General features: G+C 69.4%; 22 protein-coding genes and 1 pseudogene. 6 read left to right on the top strand and 17 right to left on the bottom strand.

What is annotated here, in order from left to right; all coding sequences use genetic code 11:
- Nucleotides 1–1,067, bottom strand: a pseudogene (locus ACFXN1_RS44105) (hypothetical protein); the annotation flags it as partial.
- Nucleotides 1,068–1,288: 221 nt separating this feature from the next.
- Nucleotides 1,289–3,136: a translation elongation factor 4 gene (gene lepA, locus ACFXN1_RS44100; protein WP_379382335.1), complete on the bottom strand. Its 1,848-nt coding sequence runs from the start codon at nt 3,134–3,136 to the stop codon at nt 1,289–1,291.
- Between the two features lie 261 nt (nt 3,137–3,397).
- Here lepA and ACFXN1_RS44095 point away from each other — a divergent pair, with 261 nt between their 5' ends.
- Nucleotides 3,398–3,979, top strand: a complete 582-nt coding sequence (locus ACFXN1_RS44095) for a type II toxin-antitoxin system PemK/MazF family toxin (protein ID WP_379438910.1) — start codon at nt 3,398–3,400, stop codon at nt 3,977–3,979.
- A gap of 60 nt (nt 3,980–4,039) precedes the next feature.
- On the opposite strand, the gene ACFXN1_RS44090 is transcribed toward ACFXN1_RS44095, so the two are convergent.
- The 4 genes from ACFXN1_RS44090 to ACFXN1_RS44075 all read right to left on the bottom strand — a co-directional run bounded on the left by ACFXN1_RS44090 (nt 4,040) and on the right by ACFXN1_RS44075 (nt 8,499).
- Nucleotides 4,040–4,819 (bottom strand): aquaporin, encoded by a 780-nt coding sequence (locus ACFXN1_RS44090; protein WP_379438908.1) that lies wholly within the window; start codon nt 4,817–4,819, stop codon nt 4,040–4,042.
- Nucleotides 4,820–4,883: 64 nt separating this feature from the next.
- Nucleotides 4,884–5,717: a transglutaminase domain-containing protein gene (locus tag ACFXN1_RS44085; RefSeq protein ID WP_379399021.1), complete on the bottom strand. Its 834-nt coding sequence runs from the start codon at nt 5,715–5,717 to the stop codon at nt 4,884–4,886.
- A gap of 82 nt (nt 5,718–5,799) precedes the next feature.
- A complete protein-coding gene (locus ACFXN1_RS44080; protein ID WP_379382341.1) occupies nt 5,800–6,771 on the bottom strand; it encodes an alpha-E domain-containing protein in 972 nt (323 codons plus the stop codon).
- A 63-nt stretch (nt 6,772–6,834) separates the two neighbouring features.
- Nucleotides 6,835–8,499, bottom strand: a complete 1,665-nt coding sequence (locus ACFXN1_RS44075) for a circularly permuted type 2 ATP-grasp protein (RefSeq protein WP_379398823.1) — start codon at nt 8,497–8,499, stop codon at nt 6,835–6,837.
- 211 nt (nt 8,500–8,710) lie between these two features.
- Here ACFXN1_RS44075 and rpsT point away from each other — a divergent pair, with 211 nt between their 5' ends.
- Together rpsT and ACFXN1_RS44065 are read left to right on the top strand one after the other, a co-directional pair.
- The gene (gene rpsT / locus ACFXN1_RS44070) at nt 8,711–8,974 is read left to right on the top strand and encodes a 30S ribosomal protein S20 (protein ID WP_379426268.1); all 264 of its coding nucleotides are present in this window, start codon (nt 8,711–8,713) and stop codon (nt 8,972–8,974) included.
- Between the two features lie 171 nt (nt 8,975–9,145).
- Nucleotides 9,146–9,895, top strand: a complete 750-nt coding sequence (locus tag ACFXN1_RS44065) for an LGFP repeat-containing protein (RefSeq protein ID WP_379438907.1) — start codon at nt 9,146–9,148, stop codon at nt 9,893–9,895.
- A 15-nt stretch (nt 9,896–9,910) separates the two neighbouring features.
- On the opposite strand, the gene holA is transcribed toward ACFXN1_RS44065, so the two are convergent.
- Nucleotides 9,911–10,885, bottom strand: coding sequence for a DNA polymerase III subunit delta (gene holA, locus ACFXN1_RS44060; RefSeq protein WP_379438905.1), 975 nt, complete (start codon nt 10,883–10,885; stop codon nt 9,911–9,913).
- Between the two features lie 164 nt (nt 10,886–11,049).
- On the opposite strand from holA, the gene ACFXN1_RS44055 reads away from it, so the two are divergent.
- Nucleotides 11,050–11,838 (top strand): alpha/beta fold hydrolase, encoded by a 789-nt coding sequence (locus ACFXN1_RS44055; RefSeq protein WP_379438904.1) that lies wholly within the window; start codon nt 11,050–11,052, stop codon nt 11,836–11,838.
- Here the strand turns inward: ACFXN1_RS44055 and ACFXN1_RS44050 are convergent.
- From ACFXN1_RS44050 to ACFXN1_RS44005, 10 genes are all read right to left on the bottom strand, one after another.
- Nucleotides 11,835–13,445, bottom strand: coding sequence for a ComEC/Rec2 family competence protein (locus ACFXN1_RS44050; RefSeq protein WP_379398826.1), 1,611 nt, complete (start codon nt 13,443–13,445; stop codon nt 11,835–11,837). The two genes, ACFXN1_RS44055 and ACFXN1_RS44050, sit on opposite strands and share 4 nt — an antisense overlap.
- 253 nt (nt 13,446–13,698) lie before the next feature.
- Nucleotides 13,699–14,778: a ComEA family DNA-binding protein gene (locus tag ACFXN1_RS44045; RefSeq protein WP_379398827.1), complete on the bottom strand. Its 1,080-nt coding sequence runs from the start codon at nt 14,776–14,778 to the stop codon at nt 13,699–13,701.
- A gap of 102 nt (nt 14,779–14,880) precedes the next feature.
- Entirely contained in the window at nt 14,881–15,723 is an 843-nt protein-coding gene (locus tag ACFXN1_RS44040; RefSeq protein ID WP_354835024.1) for a DegV family protein, read from the bottom strand.
- Complete coding sequence (gene octT / locus ACFXN1_RS44035; protein ID WP_379438903.1) at nt 15,720–16,493, bottom strand: diglucosylglycerate octanoyltransferase; 774 nt, start codon at nt 16,491–16,493, stop codon at nt 15,720–15,722. Before octT ends, ACFXN1_RS44040 begins: the two co-directional genes overlap by 4 nt.
- A complete protein-coding gene (locus ACFXN1_RS44030; RefSeq protein ID WP_379399022.1) occupies nt 16,483–17,133 on the bottom strand; it encodes a histidine phosphatase family protein in 651 nt (216 codons plus the stop codon). The genes octT and ACFXN1_RS44030 overlap by 11 nt, the downstream gene beginning before the upstream one ends.
- A gap of 5 nt (nt 17,134–17,138) precedes the next feature.
- The gene (gene rsfS / locus ACFXN1_RS44025; RefSeq protein ID WP_379382356.1) at nt 17,139–17,546 is read right to left on the bottom strand and encodes a ribosome silencing factor; all 408 of its coding nucleotides are present in this window, start codon (nt 17,544–17,546) and stop codon (nt 17,139–17,141) included.
- Between the two features lie 25 nt (nt 17,547–17,571).
- Nucleotides 17,572–18,204 carry a nicotinate-nucleotide adenylyltransferase gene (gene nadD, locus ACFXN1_RS44020; RefSeq protein ID WP_379398830.1) on the bottom strand — a complete coding sequence of 211 codons (633 nt, stop codon included), beginning with the start codon at nt 18,202–18,204 and terminating at the stop codon, nt 17,572–17,574.
- Between the two features lie 72 nt (nt 18,205–18,276).
- On the bottom strand, nt 18,277–19,725 hold the full coding sequence (locus tag ACFXN1_RS44015) for a VWA domain-containing protein (RefSeq protein ID WP_379438941.1): 1,449 nt from the start codon (nt 19,723–19,725) through the stop codon (nt 18,277–18,279).
- Between the two features lie 68 nt (nt 19,726–19,793).
- Entirely contained in the window at nt 19,794–20,678 is an 885-nt protein-coding gene (locus ACFXN1_RS44010) for an AAA family ATPase (RefSeq protein WP_379382360.1), read from the bottom strand.
- A gap of 26 nt (nt 20,679–20,704) precedes the next feature.
- Nucleotides 20,705–21,973: a glutamate-5-semialdehyde dehydrogenase gene (locus tag ACFXN1_RS44005; RefSeq protein WP_379438902.1), complete on the bottom strand. Its 1,269-nt coding sequence runs from the start codon at nt 21,971–21,973 to the stop codon at nt 20,705–20,707.
- Nucleotides 21,974–22,033: 60 nt separating this feature from the next.
- Here ACFXN1_RS44005 and ACFXN1_RS44000 point away from each other — a divergent pair, with 60 nt between their 5' ends.
- Nucleotides 22,034–23,554, top strand: a complete 1,521-nt coding sequence (locus ACFXN1_RS44000; protein WP_379438900.1) for an MFS transporter — start codon at nt 22,034–22,036, stop codon at nt 23,552–23,554.
- Nucleotides 23,551–23,889 (top strand): GNAT family N-acetyltransferase, encoded by a 339-nt coding sequence (locus ACFXN1_RS43995; RefSeq protein ID WP_379438899.1) that lies wholly within the window; start codon nt 23,551–23,553, stop codon nt 23,887–23,889. Before ACFXN1_RS44000 ends, ACFXN1_RS43995 begins: the two co-directional genes overlap by 4 nt.
- Nucleotides 23,890–23,912: the final 23 nt, after the last annotated feature.

Genomic DNA, 23,912 nt, shown 5'->3' with positions numbered 1-23,912 from the left:
GTGCCGGTGGTGGCCGACGAGTTCGAGGAGCCGAATGGCTGGCCCATATTGTTGGGCTTGTCCGCACCCGGCAGGCTGGGCGCGCCGCCGTTGTTGGGCAGTGTGGTGTTCGCCGGGATGTGCGAAATCCCCTGTCCCAGTTGCTGACCGAAGGCATCGAGCTGATGCCCGACCGCGCCGACGCCGACATCGGCCGACAGGTTCGAGTGGAACCACATGCCGTCCAGCCCGACGTGCGCGTCGAAGGCCCAGTTGGTGCCGACGAACATGCCGGCGCCGTCGCCGCCGGTGGCGCCGACGCCGTCGAAGGCCCCCGAGTGGTCGGGCAGGCCGGTCTGCCCGTTGGGCGCGAACGACGCGCCGTTCATTCCGGGCAGGTGCATCGCCCCGCCCGCGCCGGGCAGGTGCATGGCATCGGTGCCGGGCAGGCCGAGCCCGGGCAGACCCATCCCGGGCAGCGCGGTGCCCGGCAGGGTCGGCAGGCCGGGCAGCATCCCCGGCTGTTGCTGGTCGAGCGTCGGCAGTTGCGGTTGCGCCTGTCCCGGAACCGATTCCGACTGCTGCTCGGTGTCGAGCGGCAGACCCCAGCCGGGACGCGGGCCATAGGTCGGCAGGCCGGACGCGCCGGTGTCGGTGTCGGGCAGGCCGAGGCCGTGGAAGCCGGAGATCGCCGGGTCGTTGGCCGGGATCGCGTCGAGCGACGGGAACAGGCCCGCGTCGGTGCCGTGCTGGTAGTCGCCGAGCGGGCCGAAGTGCCCGTTCACCGGCGCGGCGGCGGCCGGACCGTGGTGCGAGAGCACCGAATCCGCGGTCAGGTCGGGGAAGGTGATGGTCGGGCTCGGCACATTCGGCTGCGGGTCCTCGACCTGCGACCAGCCCACGTTCTTGCTGTCGTGGTTGATGGCCGGGGTGCCGCCGCGATTGCCGCCGGCGGCGATGAGCGCGCCACCGGTGACGTACGCGCCTGCCCTGGCCACGCGCGCGACTCCGTTGGCAATGCGGTAGGCGGCGTCTCCGTCGTCGTCACCGGCACCGGCAGCATCGTCGAAGGGCAGATCACGCGTCATCTGGGCTCCGCTCTCAGGGCTTCGGCGACCCGCCGTGCGGGCCGCTGAACCAAACTCGTTTCACACCCTATTTCCGGATAACCGGTCTGTCACATCCACCAGGTCGGAGGCGGTGTGCTCAGCGGTGCGTCACATAGCTTGTCACCCGGCATATCAGTACGGAAGACCCATTTTTCGGCTGCACACCGAACCTTGCGCCTGACCGGCCGACCGGGATTCTCCTACTTCTTCTTGTCCGTGGCGGAATCCGTGGACAGCGCGGCCACGAAGGCTTCCTGCGGCACCTCGACGCGGCCGATCGTCTTCATACGCTTCTTGCCTTCCTTCTGCTTCTCGAGCAGCTTGCGCTTACGGCTGATGTCACCGCCGTAGCACTTGGCCAGCACGTCCTTGCGGATGGCCCGAATGTTCTCGCGCGCAATGACCTTCGAGCCGATGGCGGCCTGGATCGGCACCTCGAACTGCTGGCGCGGGATGAGCTCGCGCAGCTTGGTGGTCATCTTGTGGCCGTAGGCCTGGGCGGCGTCCTTGTGCACGATGGCCGAGAACGCGTCGACCGCCTCGCCCTGCAGCAGGATGTCCACCTTGACCAATGCGGACTGCTGTTCGCCGGCCTCCTCGTAGTCGAGCGAGGCGTAGCCGCGGGTGCGCGACTTCAGCGAGTCGAAGAAGTCGAAGATGATCTCGGCCATGGGCAGGGTGTACCGCATCTCGACGCGGGTCTCCGACAGGTAGTCCATGCCCAGCAGTTCGCCGCGGCGGGACTGGCACAGCTCCATGATGGTGCCGATGAACTCGCTCGGCGCGATCACGGTGCACCGGGTGATGGGCTCGTAGATCTCGCGCACCTTGCCCTCGGGCCAGTACGACGGGTTGGTGACGACGTGCTCGGTGCCGTCCTCCATGACCACGCGGTAGATCACGTTCGGGGCGGTGGAGATCAGGTCGAGGCCGAACTCGCGCTCGAGCCGCTCGCGGGTGATCTCCATGTGCAGCAGGCCGAGGAAGCCGCACCGGAAGCCGAAGCCCAGGGCGACCGAGGTTTCCGGCACATAGGTCAGCGCGGCGTCGTTGAGCTGCAGCTTGTCCAGGGCATCGCGCAGGTTCGGGTAGTCCGACCCGTCGACCGGGTACAGACCGGAGTAGACCATCGGCCGCGGTTCGCGGTAGCCGGTCAGCGCCTCGGTCGCGCCATCGCGGGCGGTGGTGATGGTGTCACCGACCTTGGACTGACGCACGTCCTTCACGCCAGTGATGAGGTAGCCGACCTCGCCGACGCCGAGGCCCTGGGTGGGCTTGGGTTCGGGTGAGACGATGCCGATTTCGAGCAGTTCATGCGTCGCGCCGGTGGACATCATCTTGATCTTCTGGCGCGGGACGAGCTTGCCGTCCACCACGCGCACATAGGTGACGACGCCGCGGTAGGTGTCGTAGACCGAGTCGAAGATCATGGCGCGGGCCGGGGCGTCGGCCTGTCCGACCGGCGGCGGCACCACACGGACCGCCTCATTGAGCAGTTCGGCCACGCCGACACCGGTCTTGCCGGAAACGCGCAGCACGTCCTCGGGCTCGCAGCCCACGATGTGGGCGAGCTCGGCGGCGTAGCGGTCCGGATCGGCCGCCGGGAGGTCGATCTTGTTCAGGACCGGAATGATGGTCAGGTCCTTGTCCATGGCCAGATAGAGATTGGCCAGGGTCTGCGCCTCGATGCCCTGCGCCGCGTCGACGAGCAGGATCGCGCCCTCACATGCCTCCAGCGCGCGCGACACCTCGTAGGTGAAGTCGACGTGTCCCGGGGTGTCGATCAGGTGCAGGACGTAGTCCTCGCCGTCGACCTGCCACGGCAGCCGCACGTTCTGGGCCTTGATGGTGATGCCGCGCTCACGCTCGATATCCATGCGGTCCAGGTACTGGGCGCGCATGGCCCGCTCCTCGACCACTCCGGTGAGTTGCAGCATGCGGTCGGCCAGGGTCGATTTCCCGTGGTCGATGTGCGCGATGATGCAGAAGTTCCTGATCCGGCTGGGATCGGTGAACGTCTTGTCGGCGAAGCTGCTAATCGGAGTCACTCCTCGGCATGGCGAAACAGCGGCATGTCAACCCCGAAGTCTACGGTGCTGCATTCTTGGCCTCCGCTCCGCTCCGGCGAGTTCGCGGCCCCGAGGTCTCGATTCTTCCCTCCTCCGCTTCGCTCCCCCGCTCCAAGGCGGAGGTCTATCAAGCCGCAGTCCAGAATCGAGACGGCCGCGAACCTGCAGGTGAGCTACCTTCAGGCGCAGGCGAATCCGGTGCAGGTGAGATTCCGGTTGTCCGCCGTTAGGCTGCCGGGCATGGCCGGCAGGTGGAACGCTCTGGGGAAGCAGTTGGGGATCGTGGCTAAGGAGCAGGGCACCCAGCTCGTCACGCAGCAGGCCCCGAAGTTGATCGGGCGGGTGCGGCAGTCGACGATGTTGGATCGTGCGCTGAAGGCGGTGGGGACGCCGCGCAAGGGTCCGGGCGTCAATGTCCGGCCGACATCCTCGGCGGGGGTGCCGTCGCACGAACGGGCGCGCCGCATCGTCTACAGCCCGCAGCTCGACGGCCGGGCCGATCCCGGCGAGATCGTGTGGACCTGGGTCCCCTACGAGGAGGACCCGGACAACGGCAAGGACCGCCCGGTGCTGGTGGTCGGCCGCGAGGGCGACACGCTGCTCGGGCTCATGCTGTCCTCGAATTCCGAACACGCGCACCATCCCAACTGGGTGGGCATCGGCTCCGGCCCGTGGGACAGCGCGGAGCGCGACAGCTGGGTGCGGCTGGATCGTGTCCTGGATGTCCCGGAGATGGGCATTCGCCGCGAGGGTGCGATCCTCCCCCGCAAGACATTCGACCGGGTGGCGCACCGGCTCTGCGCCGAATACCACTGGCACTAGCGCCATCCCGGAGACGAGCGAACCCCGCTCCGGCGGAGCGGGGTTCGGGACCGAGAACGGTCAGCTCACCATATTGCGGGAGCGACCGTAGATCATGCCGTAGACCAGCGACCCGAGAACGCCGCCGATCAGCGGGAAGACGATGAACACCCACAGCTGCGCGGGTGCGCCGTCCTGATAGAACGCGACGGCCAGGCTGCGGGCCGGGTTCACCGAGGTGTTGTCGACCGGGATCGAGATCAGGTGGATCACGGCGAGCGTGAAGCCGATCGAGAGCCCGGCCAGCGGAATGTCGGAGAGCTGATCGGTGGAGGCCAGCACCACGAACACCAGCAGCGCGGTCAGGATCACCTCGACCGTGATGGCCGCCGCAAGACCGTAGCCATTGGTGGTGACGTCACCGAGCACCAGCTTCGACGGGCTGTGCTCGCCCCAACCGTTCGCTGCCAGGCCGTCCTTGGCGCGATCGTAGGACGGCAGGTTCTTGGCGATGGCGTAGACGACCGTGCCCGCGAGCAGGCCGCCGATGATCTGCGCGACCCAGTAGGCCGCCGCCACCACGATGGTCACCCGGCCCAGCAGCAGCTGGCCGACCGTGACCGCCGGGTTCACATGGCAACCCGAGATGGGCCCGATGGAGTAGACCAGGAGCAGCAGGGTCAGGCCGAAAGCCAGTGCGATGCCGAGCGCGCCGACCCGGCTCCCCGCCAGCACCGCGGTGCCGACACCACCGAGGACCAGCACGAATGTGCCCAATGCCTCGGCGAATACCTTGCGCCCCAGGGTGGGCGGTGTCAGATCGGTGAGATCCTCGGCGACTTCCTGAGCTGTGGGGGACATCGGCTACCTTCCGCTGGCATGGACAACGCACCGACAAGAACCGGCGGCGCGAGCCGAAAACGCCTCAGGCCAGGCGAGTTATCTCCACTACGACCTCGAGATCGGTCGAGCCGCTCCCGCTGAAGATACCTTTGAGAGGGGGCACATCCGCGTAATCACGCCCCACCCCGACTGATACGTGTTGCTCGGTGACCGGGATGTTGTTGGTCGGGTCGTAGCCCCACCACTGCCCGGTCCAGGCCTCCACCCAGGCGTGCATCTGGCCCGCGACGGTGTGGCCGACCTCGGCGGACGGGTCCGGATGCAGGTAGCCGGACACATAGCGGCTGGGAATCCCCATGCCGCGCAACAGCAGCAGCGTGAGGTGCGCGTAATCCTGGCACACGCCTTGCCGTTCGGCGAAGGCCTGCACCGCCGAGGTGTGCACGGAGGTGGTCCCGGCCAGGTAGTTCATCTCCCGGTGCACCCATTCCGCGGCCCGGACAACCGCTTTCGCCGGCGACACGCCGCGTGCCAGCTGCCGGGCCACCGGGGCCAGCCGCCGCTTCTCGCGCGGGACGTAGACGGTGGGTTCGAGCAGTTCGTCGAAGCGGTCGGCAATGGCGTCGTCGCGCAGCTCCTCCCAGGCCAGCTCCTCGGGCGGCCCGGCGAACGGCTCGGTCTCGACGACCGAGGCGCTGGTGACCTCCAGCTCGGTATGCGGGGCGTGCAGGTCGAAGGCGGTCACCGCCGTTCCCCAGTAGTCGATGTAGCGGTAGGACCGGGTGGACGGCACGGTGTCGACCCGATTGAGGATCACGGTCTGCCGGCTGTCGGCGCGCGGGGTGAGCCGAGCCTCGTTGAACGACCGGGTGACCGGTGTGTCGTACACATATCCGGTGGTGTGCACCACCCGCATCCGCCAGCTCACGCTGTGCCCTCCTTGGCGTGAACAGGGCCTTCCGTGGTTACACTGCGCTTCCGCCTCCAGGCCTGACTGTTCACGCCATCTCCTCGACCCGGTCCGCGCCGCGACCGTGCAGCCCCGTCCACGCCACCCACGATTCGGCGTGGAAGTACTGCAGCGCCACGGCCTCCCCCACCTCGCGGCAGGTCTGCTGCAGCCACAGCAGCCGGCTGGGCAGATCCTCCAGCAGCACCGACGAGGGCAGGAATTCCAGTTCGCTGCGCGCCCGGCCGAGCAGGCGATGCGCTTCGTGACGCGCCGCGAACCGGCTGTTGGGGCGCTGATCCAATTCCTGCAGACACGTTTCGGCCACCCGCAGCGAATGGAATACCGACCGCGGGAACAGGCGGTCGAGCAGGATGAATTCCGCGATCTGATTGGCGTCGAGCACGCCGCGATGGGTGCGCAGATACGGGTCGTGGGCCCCCGCCGAACGCAGCACCGTCACCCAGGCCGGCGAGGAGGTGCGGTCACCGGCGCGCGAATGCAACAGACGCACAGTCATATCCACGCGTTCGATGGATCTGCCCAGCAGCAGGAATCGATAACCGTCGTCGCGGCTCAGGGTGGAATCGGAGAGTCCGGCGAACATGGCGGCGCGATCGGTGATGTAGTGGCAGAACTCGTGCGGCCCCAGCGCCCGCGCCGCCCGCTCGGCCGCCGCCAGCCCGTTGAAAGTGGCATTGAGGCACTCCCACATCTCGGTGGAGGTGACTTCCCGTGCGCCCCGGGCATTCTCACGCGCCCGGCTGATGGAATCGACGATGGAGCCGCCGTCGCGGCCGAAGGCCACCAGCTCGGTCACCGACCACACATCCAGTTCCCGGTCCTCTTCGGGCGGCTCGATGCCCAGTACCCGCAGCAGCACGCGGGAGGTTCGGTCCGGATCGACCGTGGCGTCCTCCAACAGCTGATGGACCGCGACATCGAGAATGCGCGCCGTATATTCGGCTCGCTCGACGTAGCGCCCGATCCAGAAGAGGGATTCGGCATTGCGCGCCAACATGATCCGACCACCTAACGCTGTAACCACCTGCCGAGCGCCATTGCTGCCGATGTTCTCGATTTACTACTGTTGTTGCTGATGGGTCCGCGCGGAAGAGACATCCCGCGACTGGTCGCGTTCCGGGGCGATCTGCAGTTCGCCGACCAGCTGCGAACCCGCCAATTCCCGTTGCGCCACAGAGGTTCTGGGTGCGAGCACCCAGGTGTCCTTGCTCCCGCCCCCTTGACTGGAATTCACCACCAGCGAGTTCGCGGGCAGCGCCACCCGGGTCAGCCCGCCGGGCAGCACCCAGATGTCGTCGCCGTCGTTGACCGCGAACGGACGCAGGTCCACGTGCCGGGGCGCGAGCCGCCCGTCGATCTTGCTCGGCACCGTGGACAGCTGCACCACCGGCTGCGCGATCCAGCCGCGCGGATTGGCCCGCACCTTGCGCCGGGTCGCCTCCAGCTCCCGGGTGCCGGCCGCCGGGCCGATCACGATGCCGTAGCCGCCGGATCCCTCCACCGGTTTGACCACCAGTTCCGCCACCCGGTCCAGCACCTCCTCGCGTTCGGCCGGTTCCCAGCAGCGGTAGGAGTCCACATTGGGCAGGATCGGTTTCTCACCCAGGTAGTACTCGATGAACGCGGGCACATAGGTATAGACGAGCTTGTCGTCGCCGACCCCGTTGCCGACGGCATTGGCCAGCACCACGGTGCCCGCGCGGGCCGCGTTCAGGATCCCGGCCACCCCGAGCATGGAGTCCGGGCGGAACTGCATGGGATCGAGGAAGTCGTCGTCGATGCGCCGATAGATGACATCCACCTGCCGCTCCCCCGCGGTGGTGCGCATATAGACGACATTGTCGCGGCAGAACAGGTCCCGGCCCTCGACCAGTTCCACGCCCATCTGCCGGGCCAGCAGCGAATGCTCGAAGTAGGCGGAGTTGTGGACGCCGGGGGTGAGCACCACCACGGTCGGGTCGGCCTCGTTGGGCGCGGCGGCGGCGCGCAGGGCGCGCAGCAGGTGGGTCGGATAGTCGCCGACGGCGCGCACCCGGTGCGAGGCGAACAGGTCGGGGAACACGCGCGCCATGGTGCGCCGGTTCTCCATGACGTAGGACACGCCCGAGGGCGAGCGCAGATTGTCTTCCAGCACACGGAAATCCCCGTGCTCGTCGCGCACCAGGTCGATCCCGGCCACGTGGATGCGCACGCCATTGGGCGGCACCAGGCCGGCGGCCTCGCGGTGGAAGTGCGCGCAGGAGGTCACCAGCCGTTTCGGAATCACGCGGTCGCGCAGGATGGTCTGCTCGCCGTAGACGTCGGCGAGGAAGGCCTCGAGCGCGCGCACCCGCTGCCTGATGCCGCGTTCGAGTTTGGTCCATTCGCCGGCGGCGATCACCCGCGGCACCAGGTCTAGCGGGAACGGCCGCTCCTGACCGGAGAGCGAGAAGGTGATGCCCTGATCGACGAATGCGCGGTCCAGCGCCTCGGCGCGGGCGGCCAGATCCTCGGCGTCGATGGTGGCCAGGGCGTTGAATATCCCCCGGTAGGGCGCCCGCGGGCGGCCCGCGGAATCGAACATCTCGTCATAGGCACGGTCGTAGCGGCCCGGTTGATACCCCGCGAAGACGCCTGATTTATCCGATTTTTCGCGTTCCAGTCCGGAAGGAGCGAGCGCGGCGGAGGCTGACGCGGTGGATCTGTCTACTCTGGAGAGACCCGGTGCGGGTGCGGCGGGGGTCATGCAAAAATAGTCCATCACGCAGGGGCAACACGCAGTTGGACGGCGATAAATTTCTGGTTTCGACCAGATAGCGGACAGGCTCGATTTCATACCTCGCCGCGTCGCCTGGTAACCTCGACTGTCGGCGCTGCAACTGCCCCTCTCGTAGTGCGCGCCCGAAGACTTTGCATCCCGCATACACCACCAAGTGAAGGAACACGAGGAAACCGGCGTGGCCAACATCAAGTCCCAGATGAAGCGGATCCGCACCAACGAGCTTGCGCGCCAGCGCAACCAGTCGGTGAAGTCCGCGCTGCGCACCTCGATCCGCAAGTTCCGCGAGGCCGCTGCGGCGGGCGAGAAGGACAAGGCGCTCGAGCTGATGCAGTCCGCGAGCAAGAGCCTGGACAAGGCCGCCTCCAAGGGCGTCATCCACACCAACCAGGCCGCCAACAAGAAGTCGGCCCTGTCGCTGGCTTTCAACAAGCTCGGCTGATTCCGCCCGGTACACCTACCGGCATCATGCTGCTCACAGCCGCCGTGGCCACGAAGACCGCGGCGGCTTTTGTCGTGTCCGGAGCTGGAGACTTGCGCGAACGCGCGGTTGGCAGCAGGATGGCCGCGAACCGTCGGGGGCTACCTGTAAACCTGCACTGGGAGAGATCTCTTGGCAACGCTGCGTCGTGACAACCGTTCGTCCTGGACCCGGGGCACGCTGGCCGTCAGCGTGGCCGCGGTCGCGCTGACCACCGGAATGGGGGTGGCAGCCGCGCGTCCCATCGGCCCGTTCGAGGTGGGCGGGGCCATCGAGGTCGAATACGACGGCGCGGGCGGACCGGACTTCTTCGGTGATCCCACCACTCCGGAGACCGACGCCGCGGGCGGCGGCAAGAAGCAGGACTTCGTCAACAACGTCTCCATCTACTGGACCCCGGCTACCGATGCGCACGCCATCGGCGGCGCCATCCGCGACAAGTGGAAGGGCGCGGGTGCGGAGTCGGGCGCGCTGAAGTACCCGGTAGTGGACGAGGGGCAGACCTCGAAGCCCGGCCGCTTCCAGCACTTCCAGGGCGGCTCGATCTACTGGTCGGTGGGTGCGGGCACCCATGTGGTGAGCGGTGTGATCCGCGACAAGTACTCCGCGGTCGGCTGGGAGAGCAGCCCGCTGGGCTTCCCCATCGCCGATGAGAACAAGACCAACAGCGCCACCACCCACGAGCAGCTGTTCGAGGGCGGGGCCGTCTACTCCACCCAGAAGACCGGGACCCATGTCGTCTGGGGCTCGATCCGCGACGAGTGGGTGCGCAATGGCGCCGAGAACGGCCGCTACGGCTACCCGACCAGCGACGAGTACGACTACCAGGGCGGCAAGGCCCAGGAGTTCCAGGGCGGCAAGATCACCTGGAAGCCGGAGTAGTCCCGGGCCTTCCCGCTACGAGGCGCTCTCGCGCAGGTCCAGAATGCGCGAGAGCGCGTGCTCCAGTGCGTAATCCGCGTCGGCCGCCTGACCCTTGACGTCGGCATTGAGCGCGGCCACCACCTGCAGCGCCGCCCCGATGGACGCGCCGGTCCAGCCGCGCGCCTGGCCCTGCGCCTTCTTCACCTTCCACGGCGGCATCCCCAGATCACCCGCCATCTTGAACGGGTCGCCGCGCCCGGCCGAGCCGACGCGGGCGATGGTGTGCACCGAATCCGCGAGGGCGTCCGCGAGCAGGACCGCCGGGACGCCGCGATCGATGGCCCAGCGCAGCGCCTCCATGGCAGCGGGCCGATCCCCCGACACGGCCAGATCGGCGACATCGAACCCGGTCACCTCGGCCTTGCCCGAGTAGTACTGCCGCACCGCCGCGAGATCCACCTTGCCGCCGGTGTCGGCCGCCAATTGCGAACTGGCGGCGGCGAGTTCGCGCAGGTCCGAGCCCACGGCCTCGATGATGGCCTGCACCACGTCCGCCGGCACCCGCACATTGGCGGCCCGGAACTCGTTGCGCACGAACTCGACCCGCTCCCCCGCCTTGGTCAGCTTCGCGCAGTCGTGCACCACCGCGCCCAGCTTCTGCAGGGCCGGCGCGAGCGCCTTGGCGCGCCCGCCCCCGCTGTGCAGCACCACCAGCACCACGCCCTCGGGCGGCGCGGACGCCGCATCCTGGATGACCGCGACCGCGTCCTTGCCCGCGTCGGCCGCCGACTCCAGCACGATCACCCGATCCTCGGCGAACAGCGAAGGACTCAGCAGCTCAGCCAATTCCGCCGTGCTGGCATCCCCCGCCCGGAGCCGATCCACCGGCAGCGCATCAGCGTCCGCCGAGCCGGCCCGGGCCTGCGCGGTAATTCCCGCCACCGCCCGCTCGATCAGCAATTCCTCTTCACCGAGCACGAGATGCAGGGGCGCGGGTCGCTGGTTCACGCCCCGATCCTACGAGCCCGCTCCGACAACCCATGCATCCCGCACCCGGTCAGCACCGGCACACAAACGTGTGACACATATGTATTACTCATACGTCTTGCACAAATGTCTAATCATCGGTTAGGGTCATGCTCAGCACACCGGAACAAGGATCGGAGCAGACAATGACCACACGCACCGCCACCCGCACCAGCTTCGACATCGACGGCCGCGGACTGTCCTACGTGGATTTCGGGGGTACGGGCCGGACCGTCATCGCGCTGCACGGGCACATGTCCGACGGCGAGAGCTTCGCCGACCTTGCCACGCGGCTGTCCGCGGGGTGGCGGCTCGTCGCGCTCGACCAGCGCGGCCACGGCCACTCCGATCGCGCCGCCGACTACAGCCGCGACGGCTACCTCGCCGACATCCTGGCCCTGCTCGACCACCTCGGCCTGGAACGCGCTGTGCTGCTGGGCCATTCGCTCGGCGGCATCAACGCCTACCAGTTCGCGGCCCGCCACCCGGAGCGGGTGGCGGCGATCATCGATATCGACGCACCCGCCGCGCTCGGCCTCGACGGCCACAACCCGCTGGGCTTCGTGGCCGGCCTCCCCTACGAAGCGGCGACCCGTGAGCAGCTGATCGAGGCCATGGGCCCGATGGCCGCGCACTTCGGGGCGCTGGTTCGCGAGCGTGCCGACGGCTCCTGGAGCCTGCCCTTCCACCCCCTCGACATCGTCGCCTCCGAAGACCTGGTGCACGGCGACCACTGGTCGGACTGGGTCGCCGGCACCTGCCCGGCCCTGCTCATCCGTGCCGCGCACGGCGTCATCCCCGCCGACATGGCCGAGGCCATGCGTGACCGGCGCCCGGGCACCCGCGTGGTCGAACTCGATACCGACCACTTCGTCTACGCGAACGACCCCGCTGGTTTCGCCGACGCCGTCAACGAGTTCCTGAACTCCCTCTAGCCGGACGGCGAGTCCTCGTCTCGACCCGGCCGAGGCGGCACCGATCCCGTCACGGCGTCCGGATCCGCCCGCGAGCGGCCAGGGCGCAGAGCCGCGATCACCAAGGCGCACACCACCGTTGCGACCAGACCTGAACGCAGACCGGTCGGTAGTGAGACCGAGGCTCCCAGGGCGGCGGCTCGGTCGGAGACCGTGAGCAGCCACCACAGTGGCGGTGCGGTGCAGTGCATGACCGCCGCAGCGAGAGGCGACCACACGCAGGCGAGCAGCGCACCCAGCGCGCCGAGGATGGTGATGGGCGCGATCACCGGTTCGACCAGCATGTTCACCACGATCGCGACCAGGCTGAGGTGGCCGGTCATGGCGATCACCAGCGGCGTGGTGACCACGAAGGCCGCGGCCGCCACCGCGAAGGAGTCGGCGGGGATCCGCCACCAGCCATGGGCGCGAAGCCAATCCGACCAGCCCGGGGCGATCACGATCAGTCCCGCGGTGGCCAGCACCGACAGGGCGAATCCCGCGTCCACCGCGAGACCCGGTGACCAGGCCAGCAATCCGATGATGGCGGCGCACAGGGCGGGTAGGGCCTGCTTACGGCGGCCCGTGCAGAGAGCCAGCAGCGCAATGGCTCCCATGACGGCGGCACGCAGGACACTGGGCGATGGGCGGGCCAGGATCACGAACATGACCAGAGCCGCACCCGCGGCCACCGCGCCGACCCGTGGATCCACCGTGAGGGTGCGCATCGAAACCAGCACGGCCCCAAGCAAAATCGTCACATTGGCCCCGCTGACAGCTGTCAAGTGCGTCAAATCGGACTCACGGAAGTTCTCCTGGACGTGGTCGGTGAGGGTCGAGGTGTCGCCGATGACCAGGCCCGGGAGCAGGCCGGCGGCATCGTCGGAGAGCGCGCGGTGGGCGGAGGTCGCGAAGTCGCCGCGCACCTGTCCGGCGAGGCGCTGCCACCAGGGCGGGGTGCTCACCGAGGTGGGAGCGGCCTCCGCCCGCAGGATGGCGACCGTCATGTCCGGACGCCACGGACGGGCCACGCGGGCACGGAATTCCACCCGCTGGCCGGGCAGCAGGGTCCGCCACCCGGCCGCAGGCGCCATCACCAGCACCGATCCGCCGGAATGCACAATCCGTCCACCCAACCGGTAATCCACCAGCCCGGCCCGCACCATCACCTTCGGCCCGCCGAACGGCCTGGCGGACACCCGCTTCGGATCATCGGTCAGCTCCACGACCGCGACCAGCCGCTGCCCGGCCCGCACCGCCCGCAACGGATGCGTCTGCACCCGATGCGCATGCCACGCCCCCGCCACCCCGAACCCCGCCCCGATCACCAAGGCCCCCAGCACCACCCACGCCACCCCACTCCCCCGCCCCGCCCGCACCCGCCGAATCGCCCACGCCGCCACACACATCCCCACCAGCCCACACCCGGCCGCTACCCCGACCCCGGCCCGCCACCCCGCCACCAGCGGCGCCACCGTCGCGCCCCAACCACATACCGCCGCCGGAACCAGTCGCGCATCCAGCACCTCGGGTATTTCGACGGGCCCGCGATCCCCGGCATCGACGCGGTCGGTCGCCCCCGCTGTCATCGCCACCGCCCCGGCTCTGACCGCAGCTTCGCTACCGGCGCCATTCCACTTCCGGGTGCCGATTGTCCACCGGCGGCGCGATCGTTGCGCCCCAGCAACTCTGCGCGACTGCCCTGCTCGGCGCAGGCCGTCGCCTGCCGGCCCCGATGAGCGCCCGCACGCCTCGCTGTCCGAGTCGTGCTCACGCCCTCCGATTCGGCTTTCCGGCAACCGGTGCGAACGTACTGGTGCGCGGCAAGGCAATTCACGGTGGTCATATCGTCACCCGGTCGCGGAGGCGGTTGAGGCGGGAGTGGCCTATGCCCTCGATTTCGGAGAGTTGGTCGATGGAGGTGAAGCGGCCGTGGCGGGTGCGCCAGGTCAGGATGGCGCGGGCGGTGACGGGGCCTACGCCGGGGAGGGTGTCGAGGTCGGATTCGGTGGCGGTGTTGAGGTTCACCTTCGCGGGGAGGGCGGTGGAGCGGGGCGGGCCGGAGGATGGGGGTGAGTTCGCCGGGGGGTGGGCGGAATTCACGATGGTGGTGCCGACCTGCTGGGTGGTGGGGCGGGGTGTGGTGCGGCCGACGATGATCTGATCGCCGTCGGTGAGGGGCTGGGCGAGGTTGAGGGTGGAGAGGTCGGCTTCGGGACGGGGAGCGGCGACGCGGAGGGCGTCGGCTATCCGGGCTCCGGCGGGGAAGCGGCGGAGCCCGCCGTGCTCGACGAGACCGACGACGCTGACGACAAGCTCGCCGGGGGCGGCGGCAGCCCCCGGAGCGCCGGTTGCCGTGGTAGCGAGCGGGATTCGATCCGGCTGCGAGGCGGCGGGCCGCGACGCGGGCGGCTGGGCCACGCCCGGCACGGGCGTGGCTGTGACCGTCGCGGCGGAAGCGGCGGCTTCGGGTGCGGCACCATCCTGGTCGGCGGGCGCGGTTTCGCTGAGCGCGGCGATGGGCGGGACCGGTTGGGAGACAGGCTTTTCGCGCAGGGTGACGTAGCCGGCGAAAAGGATGGCCAGAATGCCGAGGGCGGCGATGACGAGGACACCGCGCGGGCCCGGATCCCAGCGGGTGCCGCGGAAACGTTCGGGGACCAGTCGTTCGTGCCACAGGGACACGCTGCCGCAGGGCTCGGACAGCCAGTCGGGCGAGGATCCGCCGGGATGCCGATCAGCGCCCCGGCGATCAGGGTCGATGAGCTGGTCGAGCGAGTCCTCGTCCCAACGGCCGGGATGTGGACGGCCGGAGGCGAATTCCGCCGGATCGGCGGTGACCTCGGCCGGGCCGGGGCGTGGGTCGGCGGCGGTGCGGGCGTTGAGGCGCTGCAGCGGGGTGAGTTCGTCGAGTCGTGGCATGCAGCTCACGGTAGGAGCGACGACGACCCCGGCCGCCCACGCGACCTGGGCTTTCAGCCGACCTGTGGATAGCGAATCACGTTGTGGACAACGCCGTTTCCACTAGCCGCAGCCGCCCGGAACCACCAGCGCGCCGACCGCGCCCACGCCCAGGTGCACCCCCAGGGTGGGGCCGAATTCGGCGATGATGACCTCCCGGATACCGGGAATCAGATCCCGCAGCTGACCGGCGATGGTGTTGGCGGCCTCCTCGGCCCCGAGATGCTGGACCGCGACCGCCGCCCCGTCCTCGCCGGCCGCATCCACTACGGCCGCAACGAGTTTGGTGAACGCCTTGGAGCGCGTGCGGGCCTTCTCGCGCAGTTCCAGCCGCCCGTTCACGATCTGGATGATCGGTTTGGTGACCAGCTCGGTGCCGAAGAACGCCGCGGCCGTGCTCAGCCGCCCGCCGCGCCGCAGCTGCTCGGTCCGGTTGACGACGATGAACGCGCGCCCGCGGCTGGCCGCCGCCACCGCCGAGTCGTACACGACATCGAGCGGCTCGCCCGCCCGTGCCCGGCGCGCCGCCGCCAGCACCGGCAGCCCGGTCCCCAGCCCGGCGCTCAGCGAGTCCACCAGCCGGATCCGATCGGCGGCATCCATGTCCCGCACGGCCTGCCGCCCGGCCTCCCAGGTGCCCGACAGCTGCCGCGAGATGTGCACGGCCACTACGCCGTCGCCGTCGGACAGCTCCAGGGCCCGCTCGTAGACGCTGCGCAGATCACCCGGCGAGGCGGCCGAGGTGGTGACCTGGGAGGAGCCGTAGTCGATGTCGCAGTCGTCGATCCCCTCCCGAATCTCGCGATCGTCGACCAGCACGTGCAGCGGCACGGCCAGCACACCAAGATCAGCCGTGAGGCCGGCCGGCAGGCTGGCCGACGAGTCGGTCACCACCACCACGGTCATGCAGTGTGTACCTCGTCGGCCGTGGCCTCGGTCAGCACCTTCACCATGGCCCGCGCGACCGCGCTGTGGCCCTCCCAGCCCCAGTGGATGCCGTCCGGGTTGGCGGGGCCGTTGAACACGTTGTCGCGCACGGCGTCACCGAGATCCACCAGCGGCACCGCGTGCTCGGCGGCCCAGGCCGACACGGCCCGCACCATGGGCTCGCGCCCGGTGTGCACCCCGGCGTAGGCCTCGCACCTGTGCACCGAGGGCAGCACCGCCACGAACGGCAGCTCGGGCCGCAGCTGGGCCAGCGAGTGCCGCGACTGCTCCAGGTAGTCGACGCTCACCGCGGGCGGCAGCGCCACCGGCCAGCCCAGCGGGGACAGCCTGGGCTGCACCCAGTTGTAGGCGTCGCGCACCCGCCGGCGCACCGAGGACGGCCGCACATAGCGGATCAGCTCGCGCAGCGCGGTCGGCAGTGGCGAGGGCAGCGAGTCCATGCCGCCGGTCGCGAACACCACGGCCCCGGCCCGCGGCACCGCGGCCCAGATGCGCGGGTCGCCGATCAGCGCCCAGTAGGCGTCACGGCAGGTCCAGCCGATGCGGGCCACCAGTTCGACGTCCCAGTCCAGCTCGGCGGCAACGAGATTGGGCCAGATGCCGGGATGGTCGGCGGGCAGCCCGCCCTTGGGACCGAAGTAGGACAGCGAGTCCGCCACCACCACCAGCACCTTGCGCTGCGGCGAACCGTCCTGCGCCGGTTGGGCGTTCGAACTCTCAGAGGACATCAGGGGCTACCTTCGCGACCGCGTTCCACACATCCAGGCGCCAGCCGGGCTTGTCGACGCCGGGACCGTGGCTGGTCAGCTGCACCCAGCTGGTATTGGCCAGGCCGCCCAGGGCCGGCCAGTTCGCCTCGGGCAGGTCGAGCAGGGCCGCGGTCAGCGCCGCGATCAGCCCGCCGTGCGCAACCAGCATGATGGTACGGCCGGGCCAGTCCTCCCGCGCGGCGAAGAGTTCCGTCACCACGGGCAGTGCTCGCGCGCCCACCTCGAGCTTGGATTCGCCGCCGGGCGGGGTGAAGCGGGCATCGAGCCGCCACGCCTTGCGGGCGCCCGGGTACTCGGCGTCGACCTGGTGGTGGTCCAGGCCCTCCCAGTCCCCGAGGTTGGTCTCGCGCAAGCGCTCGTCGGTGACGACCGGCATGGCCGCGCATTCGGCGACGGCGAGCGCGGTGTCGTGGGCGCGCTTGAGATCGGAGGAGACGATGGCGATCAGGTCGCTGGTCGCCATGTCGGGCGCGCAGTCCTTGGCCTGCCGTCTGCCGATGTCATCGAGTTCGGTGTCGATCTGGCCCTGCATGCGGTCGCCGGCGTTCCATTCGGTCTGTCCGTGCCGCAGCAGAATCAACCGGCGGACGCCGGCCATCTTGCTCACTCGTCGTCCCCGCCCTTGTCTTCCTCGGTCGTCGCGCGCGGATCGCCGATGCCGTCGACCGGCACCGCCGGGCAGTCCTTCCACAGGCGCTCGAGGCCGTAGAAGTCGCGTTCGTCCTCGTGCTGGACGTGGACCACGATCTCGACGTAGTCCAGCAGCGCCCAGCGGCCCTCACGGGTGCCCTCGCGGCGCACCGGCTTGTATCCGGCCTCGCGCAGCTTGTCCTCGATATTGTCGACGATCGCGTTGACCTGGCGCTCGTTGGGCGCGGACGCGATGACGAAGCAGTCGGTGATGACCAGCTGCTCGGAGACATCCAGCACGACCACGTCGGCGGCCAGTTTCTCGTCGGCGGCCCGTGCGGCCACCGTCGCCATCGAGACCGCTTCTGCCGATGCTGTCACCCTGATACCTCTTCCCTGCGCACTTTCACCATGCACTGTCTTGCGGCACGTACAGGTGCCGTTTCGATATGTATTGGACGACCCCGTCCGGGACGAGGTACCAGACTGGCCGGCCCTCCGCCGCCCGCCGCCGACATTCGCTCGACGAGATGGCCAGGGCCGGAATCTCGATCATCGTGACCGTGCCCTCCGGGTAGTCGCGGAGGTGGTCGGCGAGATGGTCGATATTCAATTCGTAGCCCGGACGGGTCACGCCGACGAATTTCGCCAGCTCGAACAGTTCCGACCAATCCTGCCACGTCAGGATGCTGGCCAGCGCGTCCGCTCCGGTGATGAAGTACAGATCCGCGTCCGGGTGGAGTTCGGCCAGGTCGCGCAGGGTGTCGACGGTGTAGGTCTCCTTGCCGCGGTCCACGTCGACGCGGCTCACCTGGAACCGGGGATTGGACGCGGTCGCGATGACCGTCATCAGATACCGGTCCTCGGCCGGGCTGACCGCGCGATCACCCTTCTGCCACGGCTGACCGGTCGGTACGAAAATCACCTCGTCCAGGTCGAACCGATTCGCGACCTCACTGGCCGCGACCAGGTGCCCGTGGTGGATGGGGTCGAAGGTGCCACCCATCACGCCCAGCTTGCGGCGGCCGTTCGTATGCACGAAAAGCGAGCTTACCGGGGGCGATTGCGCCGCCCCCGCACCGGCGGGGCTCAGCCGGCCGGCCATCCGGATTCAGACCGGCAGCAGGCGGCCCACGAGGGCGGTCAGCTGGCGGGCCGAACGGCATTCGTGCATCTCGATGATGTCGGCGTAGCGGTCGGCGGCGGAATCGCCGGTGCCCCACATCTTCTCGGCCTCGGGGTTGAGCCAGTAGGCGTGCTTGGCGGTGTCGACCAGCTGCCGGAGGGTGTCCAGCGCCGGGTCCCGGTAGTTGGTGCGGGCGTCGCCGAGAATGAGCAGGGAGGTGCGGCTGGTGACGGCGTCGGGGAACCGCTCGGCGAAACCCTCCAGGGCCGAGCCGTAGTCGGAGTGGCCCTCGATGCCGACGACCTCGGCTTCGGTGAAGATGCGGCGGGTCAGCTGATCCAGCGGGGTGGCCGCGTCGAACAGCTGGGTGACCTCGTCGACGCGGTCCACGAAGGCGAAGATGCGGACCCGGGAGAACTGCTCGCGCAGGGCGTTCACCAGCAGCATGGTGAAGCTGGAGAAGCCCGCAACCGAGCCCGAGATGTCGCACAGCAGGACGAGATCGGGGCGGCCGGGACGCGGCTTGCGAGTGACGAGATTCACCGGGACGCCTCCGGTGGACATGGATTTGCGCATGGTCTTGCGCAGATCGATCTCGCCGCGGCGGGCGCGGCGGCGGCGCGCGGCCAGGCGGGAGGCCAGGACCCGGGCCAGGCGCTGGCTGCTGCGGCGCAGTTCGTCGAGTTCGGCCTGGGAGATGCGCAGGAAGTCGGCGTCCTCGGCCTGCCGGGCGACGCCGTAGGTGGCGACGCGCTCGCGGCCGATGCGCTCGGCGACCCGGCGGCGGGTCTCGGCTTCGACGGTGCTGCGGAAGTCCTTGATCCGGCCGCGGGCCGTGCGGCGGGCGATCTCGCTGTCGAAGTCGGAATTGTCCATGCCCTGGGCGAGACCGGCGAGAATCCTGCTCACCAGCAGTTCCGGCTGGAGATCCTTCAGCGTCTGGTAGGCGGAGAAGGACGGCCCGCCCGCCGCCTGGTACTGGCCCATCTGGTCGACCATCTGCGCGGCCAGCGCCTGCAATTGCTGCGCCTGCTCACCCGACGGGTCCTGGATCAGCAACTCCGCCAGCATCTTCCGCAGTTCGAGGATGTCGACCGAGCCGTCCGGTTTGATCGGCAGCTCCACCTCTTCGGCCCCGATCCGCTCCCCCAGCGCGGCCGGGAACCACAGGTCGAACATGCCGTCGAAGGTGGCGCGCTGGGTGGTGCGGCGCAGCAGCGCGCAGGCCAGGCCCTCGCGCAGCGCCTCCCGGTCCATGAGGTCCAGGACGGTGAGAACCTGTCCGGCGTCCACGGTTTCGGACGGCCCGACCGGAATTCCCCGGCCGCGCAACGCCTCCACGAAGCCGACCAGATGCCCGGGCAGGCCGTGTTCGGCCGTCGGTCCCGACACCTGCACCGGCTTGGCCGGCGTACCGCCCGAGATCGCCCGCATGGCGGCGGAAACCAGCCCGCGCGGCGAGTTCTCTTTGCCCTTCGAGGGCTCCGACGCCCCGGCCACGATCAGGCCAGCTTCAGCTCGGACTGCGCACGCACGTGATCGGCCTGGTGTTTCAGCACCACTCCGAGCGTGGCCCGCACGGTCTTGTCGTCGAGATCCTTTGCGCCCAAGGCCAGGAGCGTGCGCGCCCAGTCGATGGACTCCGCGACCGACGGCAGCTTCTTGAGCTGCATGCCGCGCAGCACGTGCACGATCCGCACCAGCTGCGCCGCCACCGCGGGCTTCAGCTCCGGCACCCGGCTGGCCAGGATGCGGCGCTCGAGCTCCTCGTCCGGGAAGTCGATGTGCAGGTAGAGGCAGCGCCGCTTGAGCGCCTCGGACAGCTCGCGGGTGGCATTGGAGGTGAGCACCACGAACGGCTTGCGGGTCGCACTGATGGTGCCCAGTTCCGGCACGGTGACCGAGAAGTCGCTCAGCACCTCCAGCAGCAGGCCCTCGATCTCGACGTCGGCCTTGTCGGTCTCGTCGATGAGCAGCACGGTCGGCTCGTCGCGCCGGATGGCGGTGAGCAGCGGGCGTTCCAGCAGGAACTCCTCGGTGAAGACGTCGGCCTTGGTTTCGGCCCAGTCGTTCTCCGAGGACGCCTGGATGCGCAGGATCTGCTTGGCGTGGTTCCACTCGTAGAGCGCCCGCGCCTCGTCCACGCCCTCGTAGCACTGCAGCCGCACCAGTTCCGCACCCGCGACCTGCGCGACGGCCTTGGACAGCTCGGTCTTGCCGACACCGGCCGGTCCCTCGATGAGCAGCGGCTTGCCGAGCCGGTCGGCGAGGAAAACCGAAGTGGCGGTGGCCTTGTCGGCCAGGTAGCCGGTGCGGGCCAGCCGCTCGATCACATCGTCGACCGACGAGAAGATCGGCTCCTGGTTGGGTGCGGTGGTGGGAGCCACGGCGGTCCTTTCGTATCCAGCGGGTGCTAGACGGGGCGAATCTGCCCGTCGCCCCACACAATCCACTTGGTGGAGGTTAGTTCGGGCAGGCCCATGGGTCCGCGGGCGTGCAGCTTCTGGGTCGAAATGCCGATCTCCGCACCGAATCCGAACTGCTCGCCGTCGGTGAAGGCGGTCGAAGCGTTGACCATGACGGCGGCGGCGTCGACGCGAGCGGTGAACTCGCGGGCGGCCTTCAGATCGGCGGTCACGATGGCCTCGGTGTGGCCGGTGCCCCACTCGTTGATGTGCTCGACGGCCGCGTCGAGATCTTCGACGACCTTCAAAGCGATGTCCAGGGACAGATATTCGTCGGCCCAGTCGGTGTCGGTGGCGGGCACCAGGCCCGGCAGGTCGCCGTGGATGGTGACGCCCTTGTCCTCGAGGGCCTTGATCATGCGCGGCACCGCGGTCTCGGCGATGGCCCGGTCGATGAGCACCGTCTCGGCGGTATTGCACACCGAGGGCCGGCGGGTCTTGGCGTTGATCAGGATCGACTCGGCCATATCCAGATCGGCGTCCCGGTGGACGAATACGTGGCAGTTGCCGGTGCCGGTCTCGATGGTCGGCACCAGCGCATCGCGCACCACCGCATTGATCAGGCCCGCGCCGCCGCGCGGGATCACCACGTCCACCAGGCCGCGCGCCTGGATCAGGTGGGTGACGCTGGAGCGGTCCTCCGCCGGGAGCAGCTGCACCGCGTCGGACGGAATCCCCTGCGCTGCAAGCGCTTCCCGCAGCACCTGGACCAATGCCGCATTGGACTTCGCCGCCGAGGACGAGCCGCGCAGCAGCGCCGCATTGCCCGACTTCAGCGCCAGCCCGAAGGCGTCGACGGTGACATTCGGCCGCGCCTCGTACACCATGCCCACCACGCCCAGCGGCACCCGCACCTGGCGGATTTCGAGACCGTTGGGCAACGTCGACCCGCGCACCACGTCGCCGACCGGATCCGGCAGCCCGGCCACCTGCCGCAGCCCCGAGGCGATGCCGTCGACGCGGGCCTCGGTCAGCCGCAGCCGATCCAGCAGCGACTCGGCGGTGCCGCCCGCCCGGGCGATCTCGATGTCCTCGGTGTTGGCGGCGAGTACCGCATCCTTGGCCGCGAGCAGCGCGTCGGCCGCGGCGTGCAGCGCGGCGTCCTTCTGCGCGGTGGTGAGCTGAGCGAGCGTCCGCGACGCCACCCGAGCCCGGCGCGCCGAGTCGTGCACCACCTCGCGGACGGCGTCCCGATCTGTGGTCGTGGGAGCAGTCATAAGGACAGATTACTGATGACGATCTGCCGCCGGTCGGGGGCAGGTTGTTACCGTGAGCGCATGACCGCGAGCATCCGGTTGTCCTCGGGCACCGGCCGATGGGTTCTACTGGCCACCGTCCTCGGTTCGGGGATGGCCATGCTGGACGCGACCGTCGTGAATGTGGCACTGCCGCGGATCGGTGACGAGTTCGGCGCATCGATGGCGGGACTGCAGTGGACGGTCAACGCGTACACGCTGACGCTGGCCGGATTGATCCTGCTGGGCGGGTCGCTGGGTGACCGGTACGGGCGGCGGCGGGTGTTCCTGATCGGGGTGGTGTGGTTCGCCATCGCCTCCGCATTGTGCGGTGCGGCGCAAGACGTTTCGATGCTCATCGCGGCACGGGCCCTGCAGGGTGTGGGCGGTGCGCTGCTGACGCCCGGCTCACTGGCCATCATTCAGGCCTCGTTCCGGCCCGAGGAGCGGGCGCGCGCGGTCGGGGCCTGGTCCGGGCTGGGTGGCGTGGCCGGCGCCATCGGGCCCTTCCTGGGCGGCTGGCTGGTGGAGGCGGCCGGCTGGCGGTGGGTGTTCCTGCTCAATATTCCGCTGGCCGCTGTGGTGGTGGCGGTGACGGTCCGGCATGTGCCCGAGACCCGCGATGCCGAGGCGCACGGGAGGTTCGACGTGCTCGGCGCGGTGCTGGCGGCCTTGTGCCTGGCTGGGATCACCTACGCCCTGACCATGGCGCCCGAGCACGGTACGAGTCGAATCCTGGTGTGGGGCAGCGCGATCGCGGGCGTCGCCGCGGGTACGGGATTCGTGGCAGTGGAGCGGCGGCGGTCGCGCGACGGCCAGGATCCCGCCGCCATGCTGCCCGTCGTGGTGTTCGCCTCCAAGCAGTTCACCGCGATCAATGTGGTCACCTTCGTCATGTACGGGGCCATGAGCGTGGTCTTCTTCCTGCTGGTGCTGACCCTGCAGGTGGTGGCCGGATTCACGCCGATCGCCGCGGGCACGGCCATGCTGCCGGTCACCGTTCTGATGCTGCTGTTCTCGGCCCGCTCCGGCGCGCTGGCCCAGCGCATCGGACCCCGCTGGCCGATCACCGTCGGTGTACTGCTCGCCGCGACGGGCATGCTGCTGATGGCCCGCATCGGCATCCACACCTCCTACCTGGCCGATGTGCTGCCCGCCGCACTGGTTTTCGGCTTCGGCCTGACGCTGGCGGTGGCGCCGCTGACCGCGACCGTCCTCGCCACCGCCGACGAACGCCATGCGGGCGTGGCCAGCGGCGTCAACAATGCGGTCGCCCGCGCCGCGGGTCTGCTGGGCGTGGCGGCCATTCCGCCCCTGGCAGGACTCACCGGCGCGGCGTACACCCATCCGCCCGACTTCGCCCACGGCTTCCACCTGGCCATCCTCACCTGCGCCATCCTCATGATCGCGGCCGCCGCCCTGGCCTTCTTCACCGTCCGCGACGACGCCCTCCGCACCGCCCCGCCCTCGTGTGAACCGGAGTGCCGCACCTTCTCCGCCGTCGCCAGCCCGCCCCTCGAACCCGACCACCACACCACCCCGACTGGAAGCGAGCCCTCATGACCGCGCCCGAGCCGACCATCTCCCAGGTCACCGACACCGTCCCCCAGTACTTCGCCATCAAGGTCGGCGATACCCGCGCCGGCCTGACCGCCTACGTCGATCAAGGCCGCCAGCGCATCTTCTTCCACACCGAGATCGACGAGGCCTTCGCCGGTCAGGGCCTGGCCTCCAAACTCATCGGCGCCGCCCTCACCGCCACCCGAGCCGCCGGCAAACGCATCGTCCCCAGCTGCCCCTTCGTCAAGGCCTACGTCGAAAAACACCACGACTTCGACGACGTCCTCGACCCCGTCACCCCCGAGGCCACGTCCATCGTCGAATCCGCCCTCGGCTGAGCCGCCTGCACTACGGTCCGGAC

Origin of the sequence: Nocardia sp. NPDC059154 (assembly GCF_042755705.1) — a bacterium.
Taxonomy (GTDB): domain Bacteria; phylum Actinomycetota; class Actinomycetes; order Mycobacteriales; family Mycobacteriaceae; genus Nocardia.
Note: the sequence above shows the minus strand (reverse complement) of the source record. Positions and strands in the feature narration are given on the sequence as shown.

Coding starts and splice junctions, on each gene's coding strand:
- ACFXN1_RS44095 (WP_379438910.1), top strand. CDS start 3,398: ATGGCCGGCAGGTGGAACGCTCTGGGGAAGCAGTTGGGGATCGTGGCT.
- ACFXN1_RS44090 (WP_379438908.1), bottom strand. CDS start 4,819: ATGTCCCCCACAGCTCAGGAAGTCGCCGAGGATCTCACCGATCTGACA.
- ACFXN1_RS44085 (WP_379399021.1), bottom strand. CDS start 5,717: ATGCGGGTGGTGCACACCACCGGATATGTGTACGACACACCGGTCACC.
- ACFXN1_RS44080 (WP_379382341.1), bottom strand. CDS start 6,771: ATGTTGGCGCGCAATGCCGAATCCCTCTTCTGGATCGGGCGCTACGTC.
- ACFXN1_RS44075 (WP_379398823.1), bottom strand. CDS start 8,499: ATGACCCCCGCCGCACCCGCACCGGGTCTCTCCAGAGTAGACAGATCC.
- ACFXN1_RS44055 (WP_379438904.1), top strand. CDS start 11,050: ATGACCACACGCACCGCCACCCGCACCAGCTTCGACATCGACGGCCGC.
- ACFXN1_RS44050 (WP_379398826.1), bottom strand. CDS start 13,445: ATGACAGCGGGGGCGACCGACCGCGTCGATGCCGGGGATCGCGGGCCC.
- ACFXN1_RS44045 (WP_379398827.1), bottom strand. CDS start 14,778: ATGCCACGACTCGACGAACTCACCCCGCTGCAGCGCCTCAACGCCCGC.
- ACFXN1_RS44040 (WP_354835024.1), bottom strand. CDS start 15,723: ATGACCGTGGTGGTGGTGACCGACTCGTCGGCCAGCCTGCCGGCCGGC.
- octT (WP_379438903.1), bottom strand. CDS start 16,493: ATGTCCTCTGAGAGTTCGAACGCCCAACCGGCGCAGGACGGTTCGCCG.
- ACFXN1_RS44030 (WP_379399022.1), bottom strand. CDS start 17,133: ATGGCCGGCGTCCGCCGGTTGATTCTGCTGCGGCACGGACAGACCGAA.
- ACFXN1_RS44015 (WP_379438941.1), bottom strand. CDS start 19,725: ATGCGGGCGATCTCGGGCGGTACGCCGGCCAAGCCGGTGCAGGTGTCG.
- ACFXN1_RS44005 (WP_379438902.1), bottom strand. CDS start 21,973: ATGACTGCTCCCACGACCACAGATCGGGACGCCGTCCGCGAGGTGGTG.
- ACFXN1_RS44000 (WP_379438900.1), top strand. CDS start 22,034: ATGACCGCGAGCATCCGGTTGTCCTCGGGCACCGGCCGATGGGTTCTA.
- ACFXN1_RS43995 (WP_379438899.1), top strand. CDS start 23,551: ATGACCGCGCCCGAGCCGACCATCTCCCAGGTCACCGACACCGTCCCC.